The organism is Dietzia sp. WMMA184 (assembly GCF_002441635.1).
Taxonomy (GTDB): Bacteria; Actinomycetota; Actinomycetes; order Mycobacteriales; family Mycobacteriaceae; genus Dietzia; species Dietzia kunjamensis.
Genome location: NZ_NXEI01000001.1, coordinates 1,604,433 through 1,621,126 on the forward strand (window position 1 = coordinate 1,604,433; position 16,694 = coordinate 1,621,126).

Here is a 16,694-nt window from a genome sequence, read left to right on the forward strand (position 1 = left end):
TCGCGGCCTGGTACGCCTCGTCCGGAGCTTGTCAAGATAATTGTGTGAGTTTTGGTTAGTGATGTCTGTCACATGTGGGGGTCGAAGCGTTCCGGGTAGGCCAGTGCGAGTTCGGCCAGTGCGGCTCGCCAACCGTGGATGGTGGCGCCTTCGACGAGTCTGGGGATCGATTTCCGGGGGCCTGCGTGGCCGTCTGCTCGGCGTTGAGCGTCCTTGGCGCGTTCTCGGTCTCGTCGGTCCTCGATGTTGCGTATGGCTAGCCATAGCAGCTTGATCGCGGCGGCATCGCTGGGGAAGTGCCCGCGGTTCTTGGTGATCTTGCGCAGCTGGTAGTTCAGCGACTCGATCGAGTTCGTGGTGTAGATCAGCTTGCGTGTGGCTGGGCCGAAGGCCAGGAACGGGATGAACCGCTCCCAGGCGGCCTCCCACGACCTGACGGCGGTGGGGTACTTGGCGCCCAGCGGCGATTCGGCGAAGGCCTCCAGTGCGGCTCTGGCGGCCTCGGCGTTGGCGGCGGTGTAGATCGGCTTGAGTGCCTTGGCCACGTTCTTGCGGTCGCTGTAGGACACGAACCGCATCGAGGCCCGGATCAGGTGCACCACGCAGGTCTGCACCTCGGCGAAAGGCCAGGTCGCGGCAATCGCCTCGGACAGTCCGGTCAGCCCGTCGCAGGCCACGATCAGGACGTCTTTGACGCCGCGATTGGCCAGTTCGGCGCACACGCTGGCCCAGAACGCCGCGCCTTCCTTGGCCTGCACCCAGATGCCGAGCACGTGCTTGACGCCCTCAAGATCGACCCCGACCGCGATGTGGGCAGCGCGGGTCTTCACGTGGGCTCCATCGCGGATCTTGATGTGGATCGCGTCCAGGAACACCACCGGGTAGAACGCCTCCAACGGGCGGTGCTGCCAGGCGGCGACTTCGTCCAGGACCGCGTCGGTGACGTTGGCGATGGACTCGTGCGACAGCTCCACCCCCAGGGTCCGCGCGAGGTGGTGCTCGATCTCCCGGACGGTCATTCCGCCGGCGTACAGCGAGATGATCTGGTCCTCCAGCCCGCCGAGCCGGCGGGCGCCCTTCGGGACGAGCTGGGAGGCGAACGAGCCCTGCCGATCGCGGGGCTGATCCAGTTCCACCGGGCCGACCTCGGTGGCCACGGTCTTGCGCGAAGTGCCGTTGCGGTGGTTTCCGTCCCCGCCACGGGCGTGGGCATCGCGGCCCAGATGCTCGGTCAGCTCGGCGCCCATGCCCCGCTCAAGGACGGCCTTGAGCATCTCGTTCAAAAAGCCGTCCTTGCCAGTCAACTCCAACCCTCGCGAACGGGTCTCGGCGAGTACGTGATCAATCAGCGCATCCGAGAACACCTCCCGGCGAAGCCCAGCAGCATCTGATACATCCGTAGCGTCGTGGTCGTCAACAGCCATAGCGTTCATGATTCCTCCTCCGGATCAACTCACACAGACCATCTGACACGCCCGTACGATCCAGTGCCTGGATCTGGGACTTCTCATCCACGCACAACACGATCGCGTTCTCCGGCGGCGCCAGGTACAGGCCGCAGATGTCGGTGACTTTGCCGACCAGCTCAGGATCGGTGGAGAACCGGAACGACTCCGAGCGCCACGGCTTGATCCCGTAGGCACGCCACGCCGTGACCACCGTCGAGGCCGAGACCTTCAACCGGGACGCCAGCAGCCGCGACGACCAGTGGGTCACGCCCAGAGACTTCGGCGGCGGCATCAAGGTCGCCGTCACGATCTCCGCGTGATCGATCGTGCGCGGCCGACCAGAACGCTTCTCATCAGCCAGGCCCCCGATGCCCTTGTCCTCGTACCTGGACCGCCAGAGGTTCACCTTCGGCCGCGACGCCCCGGCCAACTCGGCGATCTCCGCATTACGCCGGCCCTCCGAAGCCAGCAGCACGATGCGAGCTCGCTGCACCATGCCTGCCGACATCGACTGCGAGCGCGTCATTCTCTCAAGCTTCTCGCGATCGCCGGGACGCAACATCAATGCCGGGGCAGGTCGATTCGCCATGCCCCATGATTTCACAAACCCAACTGTAAAACTACTTCACACGCACGACACTAGGCCACTCGGGGACTCGTGTGACGGCGACGCACTACATTCACAAGGCTCACGCCGCCCCTGACCTGCGCACCGCCCTAGACGGGCTTGCGCCGAAGAGCGCATAAAAGTGGCCCCGCCAGTTCGTTGGCGGGGCCACTTCGTGCTCACTGGACTCAGCAGGCTGCTAGCACTCGGTTCTGACTGGAGGCTTCAGTCTCGAGCTCGTTGATAACATCCTGCACCATACGGATGTAACCGGCGATTGCATCCTGCGGGGTCTCTGCCAGCCAAGACAACGATGGGAACTCAGGCGAGGTGGCGACCCACTCCCCGTCTTCCTCAGACCAACCCACCTCGTAGTGCACGTGAGATACTGGCATGTCAGCCTCCTTCCTGAATCTTCGCGATCGCTTTCAAGACTTGTCGCACCTGGTAGGGCTTCGCGTTACCGTTCGACCCCTTCTGGATGTTCACTCTAGGGTCTCCCAGCCAAGGGGTCTTGAAAACGACATGGCTCGACTTGTTCTGCCTAGGCTCCCCAAAGTACTCCACGCAGATCTCGAAGAGGTCACTGTATGGAACGTCTTGGGGCCGCGACTTCATCCGCTCCAAGCGTTTCGCCTGCTTCGACATGCGACGACGTTAACAGTGTGTCCATCGCCACCCGATCACTACCCAACAGTTTAGGGGTGGTTTTGGGGTGGTGGACACCCCAAAACCGGACCGACGTCGCTATCACCGCAGATAGTTGAGCTGGAGACGAGACTTGAACTCGCAACCGCCCGATTACAAGTCGGGTGCGCTACCAATTGCGCCACTCCAGCACGGGCGGCGACACCGCCGCGGCCCGCCAGTCATCCTAACCCGGCCACCGTCGGGGCTCTTGACTACGGTGTGCACCGTGGAGACCCGCGACGCACCGGCACCGCTCACCCGACCACTGGCGTGGATGGGACTGCGCAAGTCCGCCATGGACCTTGCGGTCGAGCCCCCGCTGTCCCCCATGGCGCCGGTCGACCTCGACGACGACGGCGCCGTCACCGACGTCCTCAACCTCGCCCTCGAGATCGGCGGGATCCTGCTGTCCTCCGGCGAGGGCGCCGCGGACACCGTCGCCCAGGCCGAGTCCGTGGCGGCGGCGTTCGGCCTGCCGGGCGCGACCGTCGAGGTCACCTTCACGTCGCTGACCATCGGGGTCAACCGACGTCGCGGCCGACCGCCGATCTCGGTCATCCGGGTGGTCAACTACCGCACCGTCGACATGACACGGGTGACCCGCGTGTCCCGTCTCATCGACCTCATCGTGCGCCGTCAGCTCACCGTCGACCAGGCCACGGCCGAGGTCGAGAGGATCGTGGCCTCCCCGCACCCGCACTCCTTCCGCGTCGCGGTCCTGGGGTGGGCGATGCTGGGGTGCGCGGTCGTCATCCAGCTCGGGGGTAGCCCGCTGGCCGGCCTCATCTCCATGGTCTCGACGTTCGCCCTGATGTACGCCAACCGCTACCTGGACAGCCACCGACTCCCGAGCTTCTTTCAGCAGGTCGTGGGCGGGTTCATCGCGGCCGCGTGGGCCCTCGCCGCATACGTGGCCGTGAGCAACAACTTCATCGAGGTCCAACCGTCCCAGCTGGTCGCGGCCGGCATCATCGTGTTGCTCGCCGGACTCACCCTCGTCGGTGCCATCGAGGACGCCATCACCGGGTTCCCCGTGACCTCCGCCGGGCGAGGCGTCGAGACGATGGTCATGACCGGCGGCGTCCTGGGCGGGATCACGATCGCACTCGCCGCGTTCGAACGCCTCGGGATGTCCCCACCCCCGATCGACCCGGCCATCGCCGGCAACGCGGCGGTCCACATCGCGGTGTTCGCCGCGGGCGTGGGCGCCGCCGGGTTCGCCGTGGCGAGCTATGCGACGGTGCGGGCGACCTGGCTCGCCGCGGCCGTCGGCGCGATCGGGATGCTCATCTTCCAGGCGGTCATGGCCACCGGGCTGGGAGTGGTGGTGGGGTCCGCCCTCGCAGCCTGCACGATGGGCCTGATCGGCGGCATCCTCGCCCGTATCGCCACCGTCCCGCCGCTGGTGGTGACCATCGCCGGCATCACGCCGTTCCTGCCGGGCCTGTCGGTGTACCGCGGCCTGTCGGCGCTGACGAGCGACCAGACGGGTATCGGTCTGGGCCTGATGTTCCAGGCGTTGGCGATCGCGGTGGCACTGGCCGCCGGGATCGTGTTCGGTGAGTGGGTGACCCGCAATCTGCGCCGGTCGGCGGCCGCGGACGGGTGACGTAGGATCGGCAGCGGACGATGTCGCCCGAACAGGGCGCGCGCCCCCCACCGATCACAGGAGGACACCGATGGCATCCGCCGCCGCCAGCAAAGAACCCGAGCTCGACGACCTGGAGCCGGTCGCGGACGAGACCGCCGACATGGCCCGCAAGGTCGTGGCCTCGTACTCGGCCGACGCCGACGAGTGCCGGATGCTCCTCGACATGCTGGGGATCGGTCCGGAGCCGCAGGTGACGGCGGACGCCGAGTAGGCAGACCACGGAATCCGAGGCGAGGGGCAGGGGATGGCGAGCGGTACCGGGCAGGCGACCACCGGGGCGGGGGCCGACTTCGTCGTCGTCGCCAATCGTCTCCCCGTGGACCTCGTCGTCGACCGCGACGGCACCGAACACTGGAAGGCCAGCCCCGGCGGCCTCGTGACGGCGCTGGAATCCATCCTCAAGGCAAACGACGGCGCCTGGGTGGGGTGGCCGGGCGTGCCCGACGCCTCCCCCGATCCGTTCGACGCGGACGGCATCCGGCTCCATTCGGTGCGGCTGTCCGCCCGCGACGTCGAGCTCTACTACGAGGGTTTCTCCAACGCCACGCTGTGGCCGTTGTTCCACGACGTCGTGGTGGCCCCCGAGTACCACCGCGAGTGGTGGAACGCCTACCGCGAGATCAACACCCGCTTCGCGGAGGCGACCGCGGACGCCGCCGCCGAGGGCGCCACGGTCTGGGTGCAGGACTACCAGCTGCTGCTGGTGCCCCGCCTCCTGCGAGAACTGCGCCCCGACCTGACGATCGGGTTCTTCCTCCACATCCCGTTCCCGCCCATCGAACTGTTCATGCAGTTACCGTGGCGCACCGAGCTGGTCGAGGGCATGCTCGGCGCCGACCTGGTGGGCTTCCACCTCCCGGGCGGGGCCGACAATTTCCGGATCCTCGCCAACCGCCTGCGCGGCTACCCGTCCGTCCGACTGCGGTCAACGCGGGGCCGCGCCTCCGAGATCCGGGTGGACGACCGCATGGTGCGGGTCGGCGCGTTCCCCATCTCCATCGACTCCGCGGCCGTGGACGCCACCGCCCGCACGCGCGAGACCCAGGCCCGCGCCGCCCGCCTGCGCGAGGAGTTGGGGTCGCCGCGCGTCCTCATGCTGGGCGTGGACCGTCTGGACTACACCAAGGGCATCGACGTCCGCCTGCGCGCGCTCGAGGAACTGTTCGAGGAAGGGCGCCTGGAGCCCGCCGACGTGACCCTCCTCCAGCTGGCCACGCCGAGCCGCGAGCGGGTCGAGCAGTACCAGATCATGCGGTCGCGGATCGAGGAGTCGGTGGGCCGCATCAACGGCACGTTCGGCGAGATCGGGCACCCCGTGGTGACCTACATCCACCGGCCCGTGCCCAAGACGGAACTGGCGGCGTTCTACGCGGCCGCCGACGTCATGCTGGTGACGCCCGTGCGGGACGGCATGAACCTGGTGGCCAAGGAGTACGTGGCCTCGTGCACCGACGGCGAGGGCGCCCTGGTGCTCAGCGAGTTCGCCGGCGCCGCCGCGGAGCTACGCCAGGCGTACCTGTGCAACCCGCACGATCTCGACGGGGTCAAGGACGCCATCATGGCCGCGGTCGACGACTCCCCCGAGGACCGACGTCGCCGTATGCGGTCACTGCGTCGGCAGGTGTTGAGCAATGACGTCCACGCGTGGGCCCGCCGGTTCTTCAACACCCTCGACGCCACCTCGGACGACTAGGACGCCGTCCGCCCCGGGCGGCGCCCCATACCCGGGCGTCGGCCGGCGGTCAGAGCGCGTCCGGGTCAGAGCGCGTTGAGCTCGGCGAGCTTCCACGTCCCATCCTGGCGGACCATGTCCACGCTCAGCCGTGAGGCCGAACTGGCCGCCTCGGGCGCGTCCTTGGTGGAGACCATCCGGTTGAGCATGACCAGCACGGTGACGCGCTCGGCGTCCGTCACCTCCTGCGGCGCGGCGGCGGCGACGGTCGCGTAGACGGTGGCCTCCTGCTGCTTGGCGGCGGAGGAGACGGTCGGCATGGACTGCTCGACGAACTCCGACAGCGCCGGGTCGGCGAGCCGCTCCCGTACCGCTCCGAGGTCCGCGTCCACCGTCCGGTGGTCGTAGGTGAACATCTGGGTGGTGATCTCGCGCGCCGCGTCGGTGGCCGCCCGGGGCGCGGCCGCGATCTGTTCCTCGATCGCCGTCGCCTCGCGGGCCTCGACGTACTGCCACGTGGCCAGGCCGGTGACGACGACGAGGACCGCCGACACCAGCGCCAGGGCGGTGATCAGGGTGCGCCGACGGGCCGGGTCGATCGGTTCCCGGGACGCCGGCGACGGCGAGGGCGTCGAGGAGGCCGGCCGGGCGGTCGCCCCGCCGGCGGTGTCCTCATCCGCTCGTGCGTCGGCGGTGTCCTCGTCCGCTCGTGCGTCGGCGGTCTCGGTCCGGGGCATGGCCTCCATGCCCTCGAACAGCCCACCGGCCCGTGCGGCCTCGAGGGCACGCTCGCGGGCGGCGTCGGCCTTGCGCTGGGCGCGGGCCGCGCGTTCGGCCTCGCGCCGGGCGCGACGGGTGGCGCGGATGTCGGAGTCGGGAGTGGTCATGGGATGAAGTTCACCCCCGTGACCTTCATCTCGCCGTCGTCGTGTCGGTTCACGGTCACGCGCACACGGTACTGGCGGTCCTGGTCCTCATCGGACTTCGGGTTGCCGATGGTCTGGTCGATCGCCATGATCACCTCGGCCCGGTCGGGGTAGGAGTGTTCGACGGCGGCGGCGGACACCACACCGTCGGCGACGACATTAGTGGTCTTGACGACGTCCTCGTACGAATCGCGGCGAGGCGCGAACTGCTCCGAGAAATCACCGTCGATCAGGCCGACGATCTCGTCGACGTCCTCCGACAGTGTCTCCTGCCTGATGGTCATGAGCTTGGTCATCACGGTCGTCGCGAAGTCACGGTACGAGGCGTCGAGTTCGGCGGCGGAGGCCCGGTCGGCGCGCACGGAGGCCGCCGCGTTCCGCTCACCCAGCCACAGCGACGTCGCGACGACGGCGGCCACGAGGCATACCGCCGCGACCACCGCGGTCACGGTGAGCCACAGGCGCCCACGGTCGGCGGGGTTGTCGTCCGGCTGTGGCACTAGGTCACTCCGTTCGTGAGGATGTCGGCCAGGTCGGCGTCCGCCGGGAGTCGTCCGGCATCACCGAGGTTGAGCTGACGATACGTCTTGCCGTCGGCGCCCAGGTATTCGCCCGTCGACGGGTCGTACATCGCGGCCGACGTGCGGATCTCCTGTTCACCGGTGTCCGACGACGGCACAACGTTCCACCCGTTGGGGTTGTTCCCGGGCGGACCGACCTCGCTCGTGTCCGGGGGGTTGATCCCCTCGGGCTGGTAGTCGTTCGCCGCGCACTCGGCGGGCGACGCCGCCCGCCGGCCGGGGTACTCCATGCACGGCAGGTTGCGGGCGCCTCGCACGACCTGCTGCGAGTCCTGGGGCACCTTGCAGTAGATGCCGTTGATCAGCGGCGGCACCGAGAGGTCCGCCGGCGAGCGGCGTTGATCGGCCGGGAGGAAGCCGGTGGTGCACGGCGGGGTCTCGTTGATCTGGAGGTTGAAGTCCACCTTGATCTCACCGGTGTCCTTGGCGCCGTTGATGGCGGTGATGAGCGAGGACACCAGGGCGGGGTAGATCACGAGGAGCTGCTCGATGGAGCGGTTGTAGACGACGCCCACCTCGCCGACGCTCACCAGATTGGCGACCAGCACCGGCATGGTCGGCTGCAGATCGTTGAGGACCTTGGTCGCCCGCGCCAGAGAGTCCGGGCCGCGTTGGATGATCGAGGTCAGCTGGGGCTCGTTGACCCGGAGCTGATCGGTCAGGTCAGCGAGGTTCCGGGTCCAGGCCCGGATCGAGTCCGACGAGCGGAGCTGGGAGTCCAGGACCGGCTCGGCGTCGGCGATGAGCTGACGGGTGACGTCCGTGTTGGAACGGGCCTCCTCGAGCAACAACTGGGCCGAGTCGAGGAAGCGCTGCAGGTCGCGCTCCGAGCCGTTGAACGCGTCGAACGACTCGGAGATCACGCGTCGCATCTTGGCATCGTCGATCGACGCCATGAGCACGGTGGCCTGGTCCAGTACCGGTCCGATTCCCTGGGGCATGTCGACCCGGTCCCGCCCGAGCACGGACCCGTCCGCCAGCTCGCCGCTCGGTTCGCCCTCCGGGACGAACTCCACGTATTGCTCACCGATCGCCGAGACGCTGCGGATCTGCGCCCGGACGTTCTGCGGGACATCGGCCCGCGCGTCGAAGTGCAGGTTCGCCACGACGTGCCCGGGTGTGAGGGTGACGGAGTCGACACGACCGATGACGTTGCCGAGGTACGAGACGTTGGCGTTCTGGTAGAGGCCGCCGGTGTCGGGCATCTCCAGGGCGACGTCCGTGCGCTGCCATCCGAAGGCCGTGGGCAGCTTGAGGTAAGACACCGACATGACCGTGAGGGCCAGAACGGTGACCACGGCGAAGATCGTCAACTGGATCTTGACGAGACGGGTCATCGCGGTGCCTCCTCGGTCGGGGTGGCGGACGGCTCCGCGGGCGCGGGATCCCCGGCGGTCTGCTCCTGCGCCGGCGCGGTGGCGGCCCCCGCGGCCGCGGGCACGCCGTCGGGTGCGGGCGTGCCGTCGGGTGCGGGCTCCGGTCGGGGCACGTCGAGGGAGTACGGGTCGGCGCCGGCGAACGGGTTCGGGGCGAGTCCGACGTACCCCTCGACACCCGCCATCCGGTTGCCGAACTCGGTACCGAGGAGCATGGTCTCCGCCAGGCGCGGCATCGTCGCGTCAGCGTGAATGTAGAGGTTGGCGTAGTCCCCGCGCAGGAAGTTGTCGATACCCGCCTGCGGGAACGGGAAGGTGATCAACGAACTGAGCACCCGGGTCATGTCACGCCCGGCGTTCGCCAGCCCCTCGAGCACCGGGGTGAGATCGCGGAGGTTGTCCACGAGATCCTGTCCGCCGCCCGCATCGATGACCTGGTTGGCCTTGTTGCCGAAGTCGCCGAGCGAGACCAGGGCCGTGGTCAGCTGCTGCTTCTGATCATTGATCAACGTCAGCGCCTCCGGCATCTGGGCCAGGGCCCGGGCGAGGGTGTCGTTCTGCTCGTTGATCTGTCGCGACAGACGGTCGAGCCCCTCCATCGCGGCGATGATGTCGGCACGCTGGTCGTCGAGTCCGCTGACGGTGGTGTCCAGCTGCGTGAGGACCTCGTTGGCGTCGATCTCGCGGCCGTCCAGGGCGGTGTTGAGCTCGGTGGCGATGGTCTCGAACTGGGCCAGGCCGCCGTCGGTGAGGACGACCGACAGCGCCGACAGGGTCTGCTCGGTGGTCGGGTAGACACCGGCGCGGGCCAGCGGGATGACGTCACCGTCCGCCAGTGTGCCCTGCGGGTCGCCCTCCGGCGGCGGGAAGAGCTCGAGGTGCTGGGAGCCCAGGAGGCTGGTCTGCCCGATCTTGGCGTGGGCGTTGGCCGGGAGCCTGACCTCCTCGTTGAGGCTGATCGTGACGATCGCGGTGTAGTCCTCCACCCGCATGGCGGTGATGGAACCGACGTTGACATCGTTGACCCGCACCGGGGAGTTGCGGGTGATGGTCGTGACGTTGGGCATCTCGATCGTCACCTCGTAGGCACCCTCACCCTTGCCCTGGGCCCCGGGGAGCGGAAGGGAGTTGAGACCCTGCCACGAACACCCGGCCCCCGAGAGCAGGACCACCGTGCCGAGCGCGCCGACCGCCCGCAGGCGGGATCCGGATCCGTTGCCGAGCATCAGGCACCTCCCGTCACGAGCAGGGTGTCGGTGAGGTTGTCCCCACGGTTGACGACGTTGACCAGCGGGTCCGGGCGGTCCGACACCGGCTGCACACCGGGCGGGGTCCGGGTCCCGGGCTTCTGGGAGTCCCAGATCTGGTGGGGCTCGGCGGTCGGGGTGATCGGCGGGGTGACCGCGCCGTACGGGTAGTTGGAGGTCAACGAGTTGAACAGCGGACCCATGTACTCGGCGCACAATTGCGCATCGGACTCGGCGGTGTTGTTGGCCAGGCCGGCGATGGCGCCGCAGATGAAGTTGGTCGGGTTGGCCATCTGGTTCATGGCCAGGACACCGGTGAGCACACCCTGGTACGGCCGGTAGATGTTGTAGAAGTTCGACATCGCCGTCGGCCCCACGTGCAGCACGCCCTCCAGTTCCGCCCGGCGGTCGCGGACGACCTCGGTCGCCCGGCCCAGCTTGTCCACCGCGGTGGTCACCCGGTCGCCGTGGTTCTCCAGGAACCGGTTGATGTCCATCACCGCCAGATCGAGATCGCGCAGGGCCGCATCGATGTCCGCGGTCTGGTCGCCCAGCACCTGGGAGACGCTGGCGAGCCTGCCGCCGAAGGAGACGATCTGATCCTCGCTCTGGGACAGAGCCGTGACGAAGAGCTGCAGGTTCTTGAGGGTGGTGAAGAGGTTCTCCCGGCCGTCGGACAGCAGCGACATGGTCTGCGAGACCTCGTTCAGGGCGTCCCGGATCTCCGCCCCGTTACCGTCGAACATGGCGTCCGCGGAGTCCACGAAGTCGCTCATCGGCCCGGTCTGCTCCCCCTCCTCGGGCCCGAGTGCCGACGAGAGTTTCATGAGTTGGTCCTTGACCCCGTCCCACTCGACCGGGACGGCCGTCCGCTCGACGGGGATCGTCCCGCCGTCGGGCATCTCCTCCCCACCGGTGAAGGCGGGGGTGAGCTGGATGAAGCGCTCGGCGACGAGGGACTGCGCGACCAACAGTGCGTTGGCGTCCGCCGGGATGGCGACGTCGCGATCGACCTCCATGGTCACCTTGGACTTGCCGTCCTCGGTGGCGATGTCGGAGATGCTGCCGACTCGCACACCCAGGACCCGCACGGTGTCGTCCTCGTAGACACCCCGGGTGGACGGGAAGTAGGCCGTGATCGTCTTGGTGCGGGCGGTGAAGAACCACACCGCGCCCACGACGATCGCGATCACGGCGAGCAGCGCCACGACCTTGGCCGCGGTGGAGGACAGGAGTCGACTCATCGGGGCAACCTCTTCTCGCCCCAGCCGGGGTGCTCGTCCATGAACGTCAGCTCGGGAGTACCCGGCATGGTGGGTTCACGGACCAGACCTGGTTCAGGCTGGACGCGGTCGTCGATCAGCGGCATGACGTCCCGGAGGATCGTCTGCTGGTAGTGGCCGAGGGACAGGTTGGATATGTAGGCGTTGAACCACGGGCCGGAGGCGACGGCGTCGCCGAGCGCCGTGGAGAAGGGGACGATCCGGCGCAGGCCCAGGTCGATGTCGTCCTTGTTGCGGATCAGTAGATCGGAGACCTGCTCGAGCTTGTCCAGGGCGGGCCCGAGTTGGGCCTCGTTGTCCTGGACCAGCCCCGACAGCTGACGCGCGAGTTCGTCGATGTTCATGATGAGCTCGCTGAGAGCACGACGCCGCAGGTCGAGTTGTGTGAACAGGGTGTTGCCGTCGACCATGAGCTGGTTGATCTGGTCGCTGCGCCTGCCCAGCACATCGGTGGTACCGGCCGCCTTCTCGAGCAGTTGTCGGACCCCCTCGTCGCGTTCGTTGAGGGAGCGGGACAGACGGGTGATCCCGTCGATCGCACCCCGGACCTCGGGAGACGACCCCTCCATGGTCTCGGCGAGAACGGTCAGGGCCTCGTCCACCTTGTCGGTGTCCATGGCCTCGACCGTGTCGCTGAGGTCACCGAGCGCCGAGGTGAGCGAGTACGGGACGGAGGTCCGATCGAGCGGGATCGTGTTGTCCTCCAACTCGCCGCGGCCGTCCGAGAAGACGCCGAGCGCGCGGCGGCCGAGAATCGAGTCCGTCTTGATCTGCGCGGAGGTGTCGGCACCGAGTTCGACACCCCGGTTGATGGCGAAGCGCACCCTGACCCGGTCACCGTCCAGCTCGATCTTGCGGACCGTCCCGACCTTCATCCCGGCCACCTGGACCTCGTCGCCGGTCGTCAGTCCAGCCGCGTCGGCGACGTAGACGGTGGCATCGCTCATCCCGTTGACGTAGGGGATGCGGTCGTAGTTGAGGGAGATCCCCATCAACGCCACGGCGCCCACTGCTCCCCACACGCCGAGCTTCTTGGGATCGCGGTCTCGGAACCGGAGTTGACCGCGGGGCGCCTTGGGGGGCGCCTGGCTTGAATCGTCACTCATCGGGGAAGGCACACCGTCCCGTCGTCTGCTCGTACTGCGGCAGGTAGAGCCCCTGCCCGGTGGCGGGGTCGGTGATCTGCACGATGTTGCCGCAGAGGTAGAACTGGAAGAAGCTGCCGTAGACGCCCAGCCGACCCATCTTCTCGAAGTCACTCGGCAGTCGGTTGATCACGTCCTCCACGAAGGGCTCGTCCTCGTTGATCAGTGTCGCCACCCGGTCGATCTGGGCTACGTCCTCACGCAGGGCCGGCCGGACGTCGGCCAGCAGGGTGGTCATGTTGGCGCTCGCGTCGTTGAGGCGGTCGACGGACTCGCCGATCGGTCCGGCGTTCGCGGACAGTCCGGAGACGAGCTGCTGGAGGTCGTCGACGATCGAATCCACATTGTCCTGGTTGTCCGCCACCGTGGTGAGCACTCCGTTGAGGTTGGTGATCACGTCGCCGATGAGCTGATCGCGGTCCGCCAGCGTCTGTGTCAGGGATGACGTCGCGGCGAGCAGGTCCTGGACGGTTCCCGCCTCCCCCTGGAACACCTTGACGATGGACTCGGAGAGCTGGTTCACCTGGCCGGGATCGAGCGCCTTGAACAACGGGCGGAACCCGCCCAGGAGCGCGTCCAGATCCAGGGCCGGCGATGTCTGGGACAGGGGCAGCGTCCCGCCGATCTCGAGCGGGGACTGGTCGCCCTCGCCCCGCTTGAGTTCCAGGTACCGGTCACCGGTGAGGTTCTCGTAGCGCACCATCGCCTCGGTACTGGTGTGGACCACTTGGTCCCCTGCCACCGAGAACTCCACCGCGGCGGTGTTGCCCTCGGCCAGCTCGATGCTGCCGACCGTGCCCACCTCGACGCCCGCGATGCGCACCTTGTCCCCCGGTTCGAGACCGGAGACGTCGGTGAAGGCGGCGTTGTAGTCCTCGGTGTCACCCGACCGGTACTCGCTGAATACCACGACCAGACCGATGAGGACCAGGGCCATCACCGTGGTGAACAGCGTCAGCTTCACCACGGTGGCGCGGAGGTCGCGCGCTGCCGCGCGGGCCGCGCTCACGGGGTGCCCCCGTCCATCCCGAGCATGACCTGCAGAAGGGTCGGGGGCGCGGGTACACCGGGGACGGTCGGACGGAGTGGACCGAAGAGCGGCGCGGGGCGAGAGGTGAACACGTCGGGCATACCCTCCACGGGGTTGGAGCCGGTGTCGGTGACGACGAACGGGGCGTGGACGTCCGGGTCCGGGAACGGCAGTCCGTAGCAGTTGGGCCCGGTGCTGGCGTTGACCTTCGGGAGGTCCTTAGGGTATTCGTACGCGCGCGCACCCTGCTGGAAACCGGCCTTGAACACGAGGCCCGGCTGGTCCTTGCCACCGAAGGCGGACATCGCGCCCTCGACACCCTGGTTGAGCCCGACGATCAGACAGGTCAGCATGGGCGAGTACTCGGCGAGCAGGCTGGTGGACGCCCGCAGGTCCGACAGGGTCTTGACGAGTTCGTTGCCGTTCTCCGACAGCAGCCGCCTGCCGGTCTCCCCGGTTCCGATGCTGGAGGCCAGGAGTTGCTCGAACCGGGCCTGGTTGTTGACGACGTTGGCGCCGACGTCCGTGCCGGAGTCGAGCAACCGCATCAAGTCAGGCGTGACGTCGGCGTAGAGGTTGGCCACGCGGGACCCCTTGGCCAGGTCGCGCTGGAGGGTCTCGATCTGCGGGTTGATCTCCTGCAGGTAGTCGTTCAGATCGGTGATCGTGCGCCCCACCTGTTCGCCCCGGCCGTCCACAGCGCCCGAGATGGCGCCCAGAGTGGCGTTGAGTTTCTCGGGCTCGATCGCCTCCAGCAGGACGGTGAGGTCCTCGAAGAGGGTGTTCACCTCGGTGGTGACGTTGGACGTCTCGACGACGGCCCCGGCCTCGAGGGCCGTCGGGGCCGGGCGCGCCGGAGGTTCGAAGTCGACCGACTTGGCTCCGAAGACCGTATTGGACCCGATCGTCACGACCGAGTTGGCCGGGATCGCCTCGAGAGCGGCGGGATCCACCTCGATGTCGAGGGTCGCGCCGTCGAACTCCTGGCGGATGTCGGTGACATTGCCGATCTCGACGCCACGCGACCGCACCTTCGCGTCGGCCTCCATGACCAGACCCGCGCGATCGCTGCGCACGGTCAGCGGCACCCGGTCGTCGAAGGCGCGCACGAACATCAGGAGCGAGGTCGCGACCACGACGACGATGAACAGCGCCAGGCTCGCGGCAGCGATGCGCTTGGGCACCGCGTCGCTCTGACTGACCGTCCTCGCCATCTGTGTCTCCTATCCCGACAGGTTGAAGTTGCCGTCTCCGCCGTAGATGGCGAGGGAGACGAGAAGGGTTACGGTCACCACGGCGATGAGAGAGGTGCGGACGGCGTTTCCGACGGCGGTGCCGACTCCGGCGGGACCGCCGGCCGCGTTGTAGCCGTAGTAGGTGTGGATGAGCATGATCGTGATGGCCATCGCGATGGCCTGCACGAAGGACCAGAGGATGTCCGTGGGGATGAGGAACGTCGAGAAGTAGTGGTCGTAGACGCCCCCGGACTGGCCGTAGATCTCCACGGTCGCGAACCGGCTCGCCAGGAACGAGGCGATGACGGCGAGGGAGTACAACGGCACGACGGCGATCATCCCGGCGACGATCCGCGTGGAGACGAGGTAGGTGACCGAGTCGATCGCCATCACCTCGAGGGCGTCGATCTCCTCCGACACGCGCATCGCGCCCAACTGGGCTGTCGCGCCGGCACCGATGGTGGCCGCCAACCCGATGCCGGCGATCACGGGTGCGGCGATTCGCACGTTGATGAACGCCGCGAAGAAACCGGTGAGCGCCTCGACCCCGACATCCGTGAGCGATGAGAACCCCTGGACGGCGATCACGCCGCCGGTGGCCAGGGTGAGGAACCCGACGATCACCACGGTGCCGCCGATCATCGCCAGCGCGCCCGTACCCATGGCGATCTCGGCGATGAGCCGCAGCGTCTCCTTGCGGTAGTGGGTGAGCGCCCGCGGCGTGGCCAGCAGCGCTCGCCAGAAGAACAGGGCGATGCCGCCGAAATCGTCGATCCTGCCGACGGTGTGGTGCCGGGCCCGCGCGAGACGCGGGAACCGGGTGGTCTCGATGACGGTCACCTCACGCCCCCAAGACCTTGACGCCCACGGCGGTCACCACGGTGTTGACGACGAACAGCGCCATGAACGCGAAGACGACGGTCTCGTTGACCGCGTTGCCGACCTCCTTCGGACCACCGCGGACATAGAGCCCCTTGTAGCAGGCGACCAGCCCGGCGAGCATCCCGAACAACCCGGCCTTGACCTGCGCGAGTATCAACTCGCCGAGACCGGTGAGCAGCGTGATGCCGTTGACGAAGGCCCCCGGGTTGACTCCCTGGAGCAACACGGAGAAGAGGAACCCGCCGAGGATGCCGATGGTGCACACCAGCCCGTTGAGCAGGAGGGCGACGAAGGTCGACGCCGCGACCCGGGGCACCACCAGGCGCTTGACCGGATCGATGCCGAGCACCTCCATCGCGTCGATCTCCTCGCGGATGGTGCGCGCTCCGAGGTCTGCACAGATAGCGGTCGCGCCTGCGCCGGCGACGATGAGCACGGTGACCATGGGGCCCACCTGCGTCACCGCGCCGAGAGCGGCTCCGGCGCCGGACAGGTCGGCCGCGCCGATCTCGCGCAGCAGGATGTTGAGCGTGAAACTCACCAGGACCGTGAAGGGAATCGCCACCAGAACGGTGGCCAGCATCGAGACCCGGGCGATGAACCAGGACTGCTCGACGAACTCCCGGCCCTGTCGCACGATCGTCGGGAAGGAGACGAAGGTGTCCAGCGTCATGGCGACGAAGTCGCCGATCCCTCTGAGCGGCGCATCGATAACCCTCGCCATGGCGCCCCCTCCTGTCTTTCATCCCCCGGGCCACGCGCGATCGGCCACCGTGGCCTGGACTACCCCGGCCTGAACAAGTGACCGTTTCGTGTGATCCCGATTACACAGTATCTAGAACGCGTTCTATCTGGCAAGGGCTTCCCCATCCCCCCGACCGGCGCCCCTGCCAGCTCGTGTCGGGGGAATCTAACACGCCC

General features: G+C 67.9%; 16 protein-coding genes and 1 tRNA gene. 3 read left to right on the forward strand and 14 right to left on the reverse strand.

Features of this window, described 5'->3' with window-relative positions:
- Positions 1 to 68: 68 nt before the first annotated feature.
- The 4 genes from CK206_RS07345 to CK206_RS07365 all read right to left on the reverse strand — a co-directional run bounded on the left by CK206_RS07345 (position 69) and on the right by CK206_RS07365 (position 2,894).
- Entirely contained in the window at positions 69 to 1,424 is a 1,356-nt protein-coding gene (locus CK206_RS07345; protein ID WP_069388925.1) for an IS256 family transposase, read from the reverse strand.
- Complete coding sequence (locus CK206_RS07350; RefSeq protein ID WP_254050512.1) at positions 1,414 to 1,974, reverse strand: IS630 family transposase; 561 nt, start codon at positions 1,972 to 1,974, stop codon at positions 1,414 to 1,416. Before CK206_RS07350 ends, CK206_RS07345 begins: the two co-directional genes overlap by 11 nt.
- Before the next feature lie 477 nt (positions 1,975 to 2,451).
- Positions 2,452 to 2,703: a toxin HicA gene (locus CK206_RS07360; RefSeq protein ID WP_096906005.1), complete on the reverse strand. Its 252-nt coding sequence runs from the start codon at positions 2,701 to 2,703 to the stop codon at positions 2,452 to 2,454.
- Positions 2,704 to 2,821: 118 nt separating this feature from the next.
- Positions 2,822 to 2,894 (reverse strand) — tRNA-Thr (locus CK206_RS07365).
- A gap of 77 nt (positions 2,895 to 2,971) precedes the next feature.
- On the opposite strand from CK206_RS07365, the gene CK206_RS07370 reads away from it, so the two are divergent.
- From CK206_RS07370 to CK206_RS07380, 3 genes are all read left to right on the forward strand, one after another.
- Positions 2,972 to 4,354, forward strand: a complete 1,383-nt coding sequence (locus tag CK206_RS07370) for a threonine/serine exporter ThrE family protein (RefSeq protein WP_241504344.1) — start codon at positions 2,972 to 2,974, stop codon at positions 4,352 to 4,354.
- Positions 4,355 to 4,424: 70 nt separating this feature from the next.
- Complete coding sequence (locus CK206_RS07375) at positions 4,425 to 4,607, forward strand: hypothetical protein (protein WP_067711921.1); 183 nt, start codon at positions 4,425 to 4,427, stop codon at positions 4,605 to 4,607.
- 33 nt (positions 4,608 to 4,640) lie between these two features.
- Positions 4,641 to 6,089: a trehalose-6-phosphate synthase gene (locus CK206_RS07380; RefSeq protein WP_096906006.1), complete on the forward strand. Its 1,449-nt coding sequence runs from the start codon at positions 4,641 to 4,643 to the stop codon at positions 6,087 to 6,089.
- 65 nt (positions 6,090 to 6,154) lie between these two features.
- Here the strand turns inward: CK206_RS07380 and CK206_RS07385 are convergent, their stop codons facing one another.
- Genes CK206_RS07385 through CK206_RS07430 form a run of 10 tightly spaced genes read right to left on the reverse strand, consistent with a single transcriptional unit; the run spans position 6,155 to position 16,497 of the window.
- Positions 6,155 to 6,955 carry a hypothetical protein gene (locus CK206_RS07385; RefSeq protein WP_096906007.1) on the reverse strand — a complete coding sequence of 267 codons (801 nt, stop codon included), beginning with the start codon at positions 6,953 to 6,955 and terminating at the stop codon, positions 6,155 to 6,157.
- The gene (locus CK206_RS07390) at positions 6,952 to 7,494 is read right to left on the reverse strand and encodes a hypothetical protein (RefSeq protein ID WP_096906008.1); all 543 of its coding nucleotides are present in this window, start codon (positions 7,492 to 7,494) and stop codon (positions 6,952 to 6,954) included. The genes CK206_RS07385 and CK206_RS07390 overlap by 4 nt, the downstream gene beginning before the upstream one ends.
- Complete coding sequence (locus CK206_RS07395; RefSeq protein WP_096906009.1) at positions 7,494 to 8,912, reverse strand: MCE family protein; 1,419 nt, start codon at positions 8,910 to 8,912, stop codon at positions 7,494 to 7,496. The genes CK206_RS07390 and CK206_RS07395 overlap by 1 nt, the downstream gene beginning before the upstream one ends.
- Positions 8,909 to 10,177, reverse strand: coding sequence for an MCE family protein (locus tag CK206_RS07400; RefSeq protein ID WP_096906010.1), 1,269 nt, complete (start codon positions 10,175 to 10,177; stop codon positions 8,909 to 8,911). Before CK206_RS07400 ends, CK206_RS07395 begins: the two co-directional genes overlap by 4 nt.
- Complete coding sequence (locus CK206_RS07405) at positions 10,177 to 11,442, reverse strand: MCE family protein (RefSeq protein WP_096906011.1); 1,266 nt, start codon at positions 11,440 to 11,442, stop codon at positions 10,177 to 10,179. Before CK206_RS07405 ends, CK206_RS07400 begins: the two co-directional genes overlap by 1 nt.
- Positions 11,439 to 12,587, reverse strand: coding sequence for an MCE family protein (locus CK206_RS07410; protein WP_096906012.1), 1,149 nt, complete (start codon positions 12,585 to 12,587; stop codon positions 11,439 to 11,441). Before CK206_RS07410 ends, CK206_RS07405 begins: the two co-directional genes overlap by 4 nt.
- Positions 12,580 to 13,635, reverse strand: a complete 1,056-nt coding sequence (locus CK206_RS07415; RefSeq protein WP_096906013.1) for an MCE family protein — start codon at positions 13,633 to 13,635, stop codon at positions 12,580 to 12,582. The genes CK206_RS07410 and CK206_RS07415 overlap by 8 nt, the downstream gene beginning before the upstream one ends.
- A complete protein-coding gene (locus tag CK206_RS07420) occupies positions 13,632 to 14,870 on the reverse strand; it encodes an MCE family protein (protein WP_096906014.1) in 1,239 nt (412 codons plus the stop codon). The genes CK206_RS07415 and CK206_RS07420 overlap by 4 nt, the downstream gene beginning before the upstream one ends.
- Before the next feature lie 9 nt (positions 14,871 to 14,879).
- Positions 14,880 to 15,722, reverse strand: coding sequence for an MlaE family ABC transporter permease (locus CK206_RS07425; protein WP_371607075.1), 843 nt, complete (start codon positions 15,720 to 15,722; stop codon positions 14,880 to 14,882).
- Positions 15,723 to 15,732: 10 nt separating this feature from the next.
- Positions 15,733 to 16,497 (reverse strand): ABC transporter permease, encoded by a 765-nt coding sequence (locus tag CK206_RS07430; protein ID WP_096906016.1) that lies wholly within the window; start codon positions 16,495 to 16,497, stop codon positions 15,733 to 15,735.
- Positions 16,498 to 16,694: the final 197 nt, after the last annotated feature.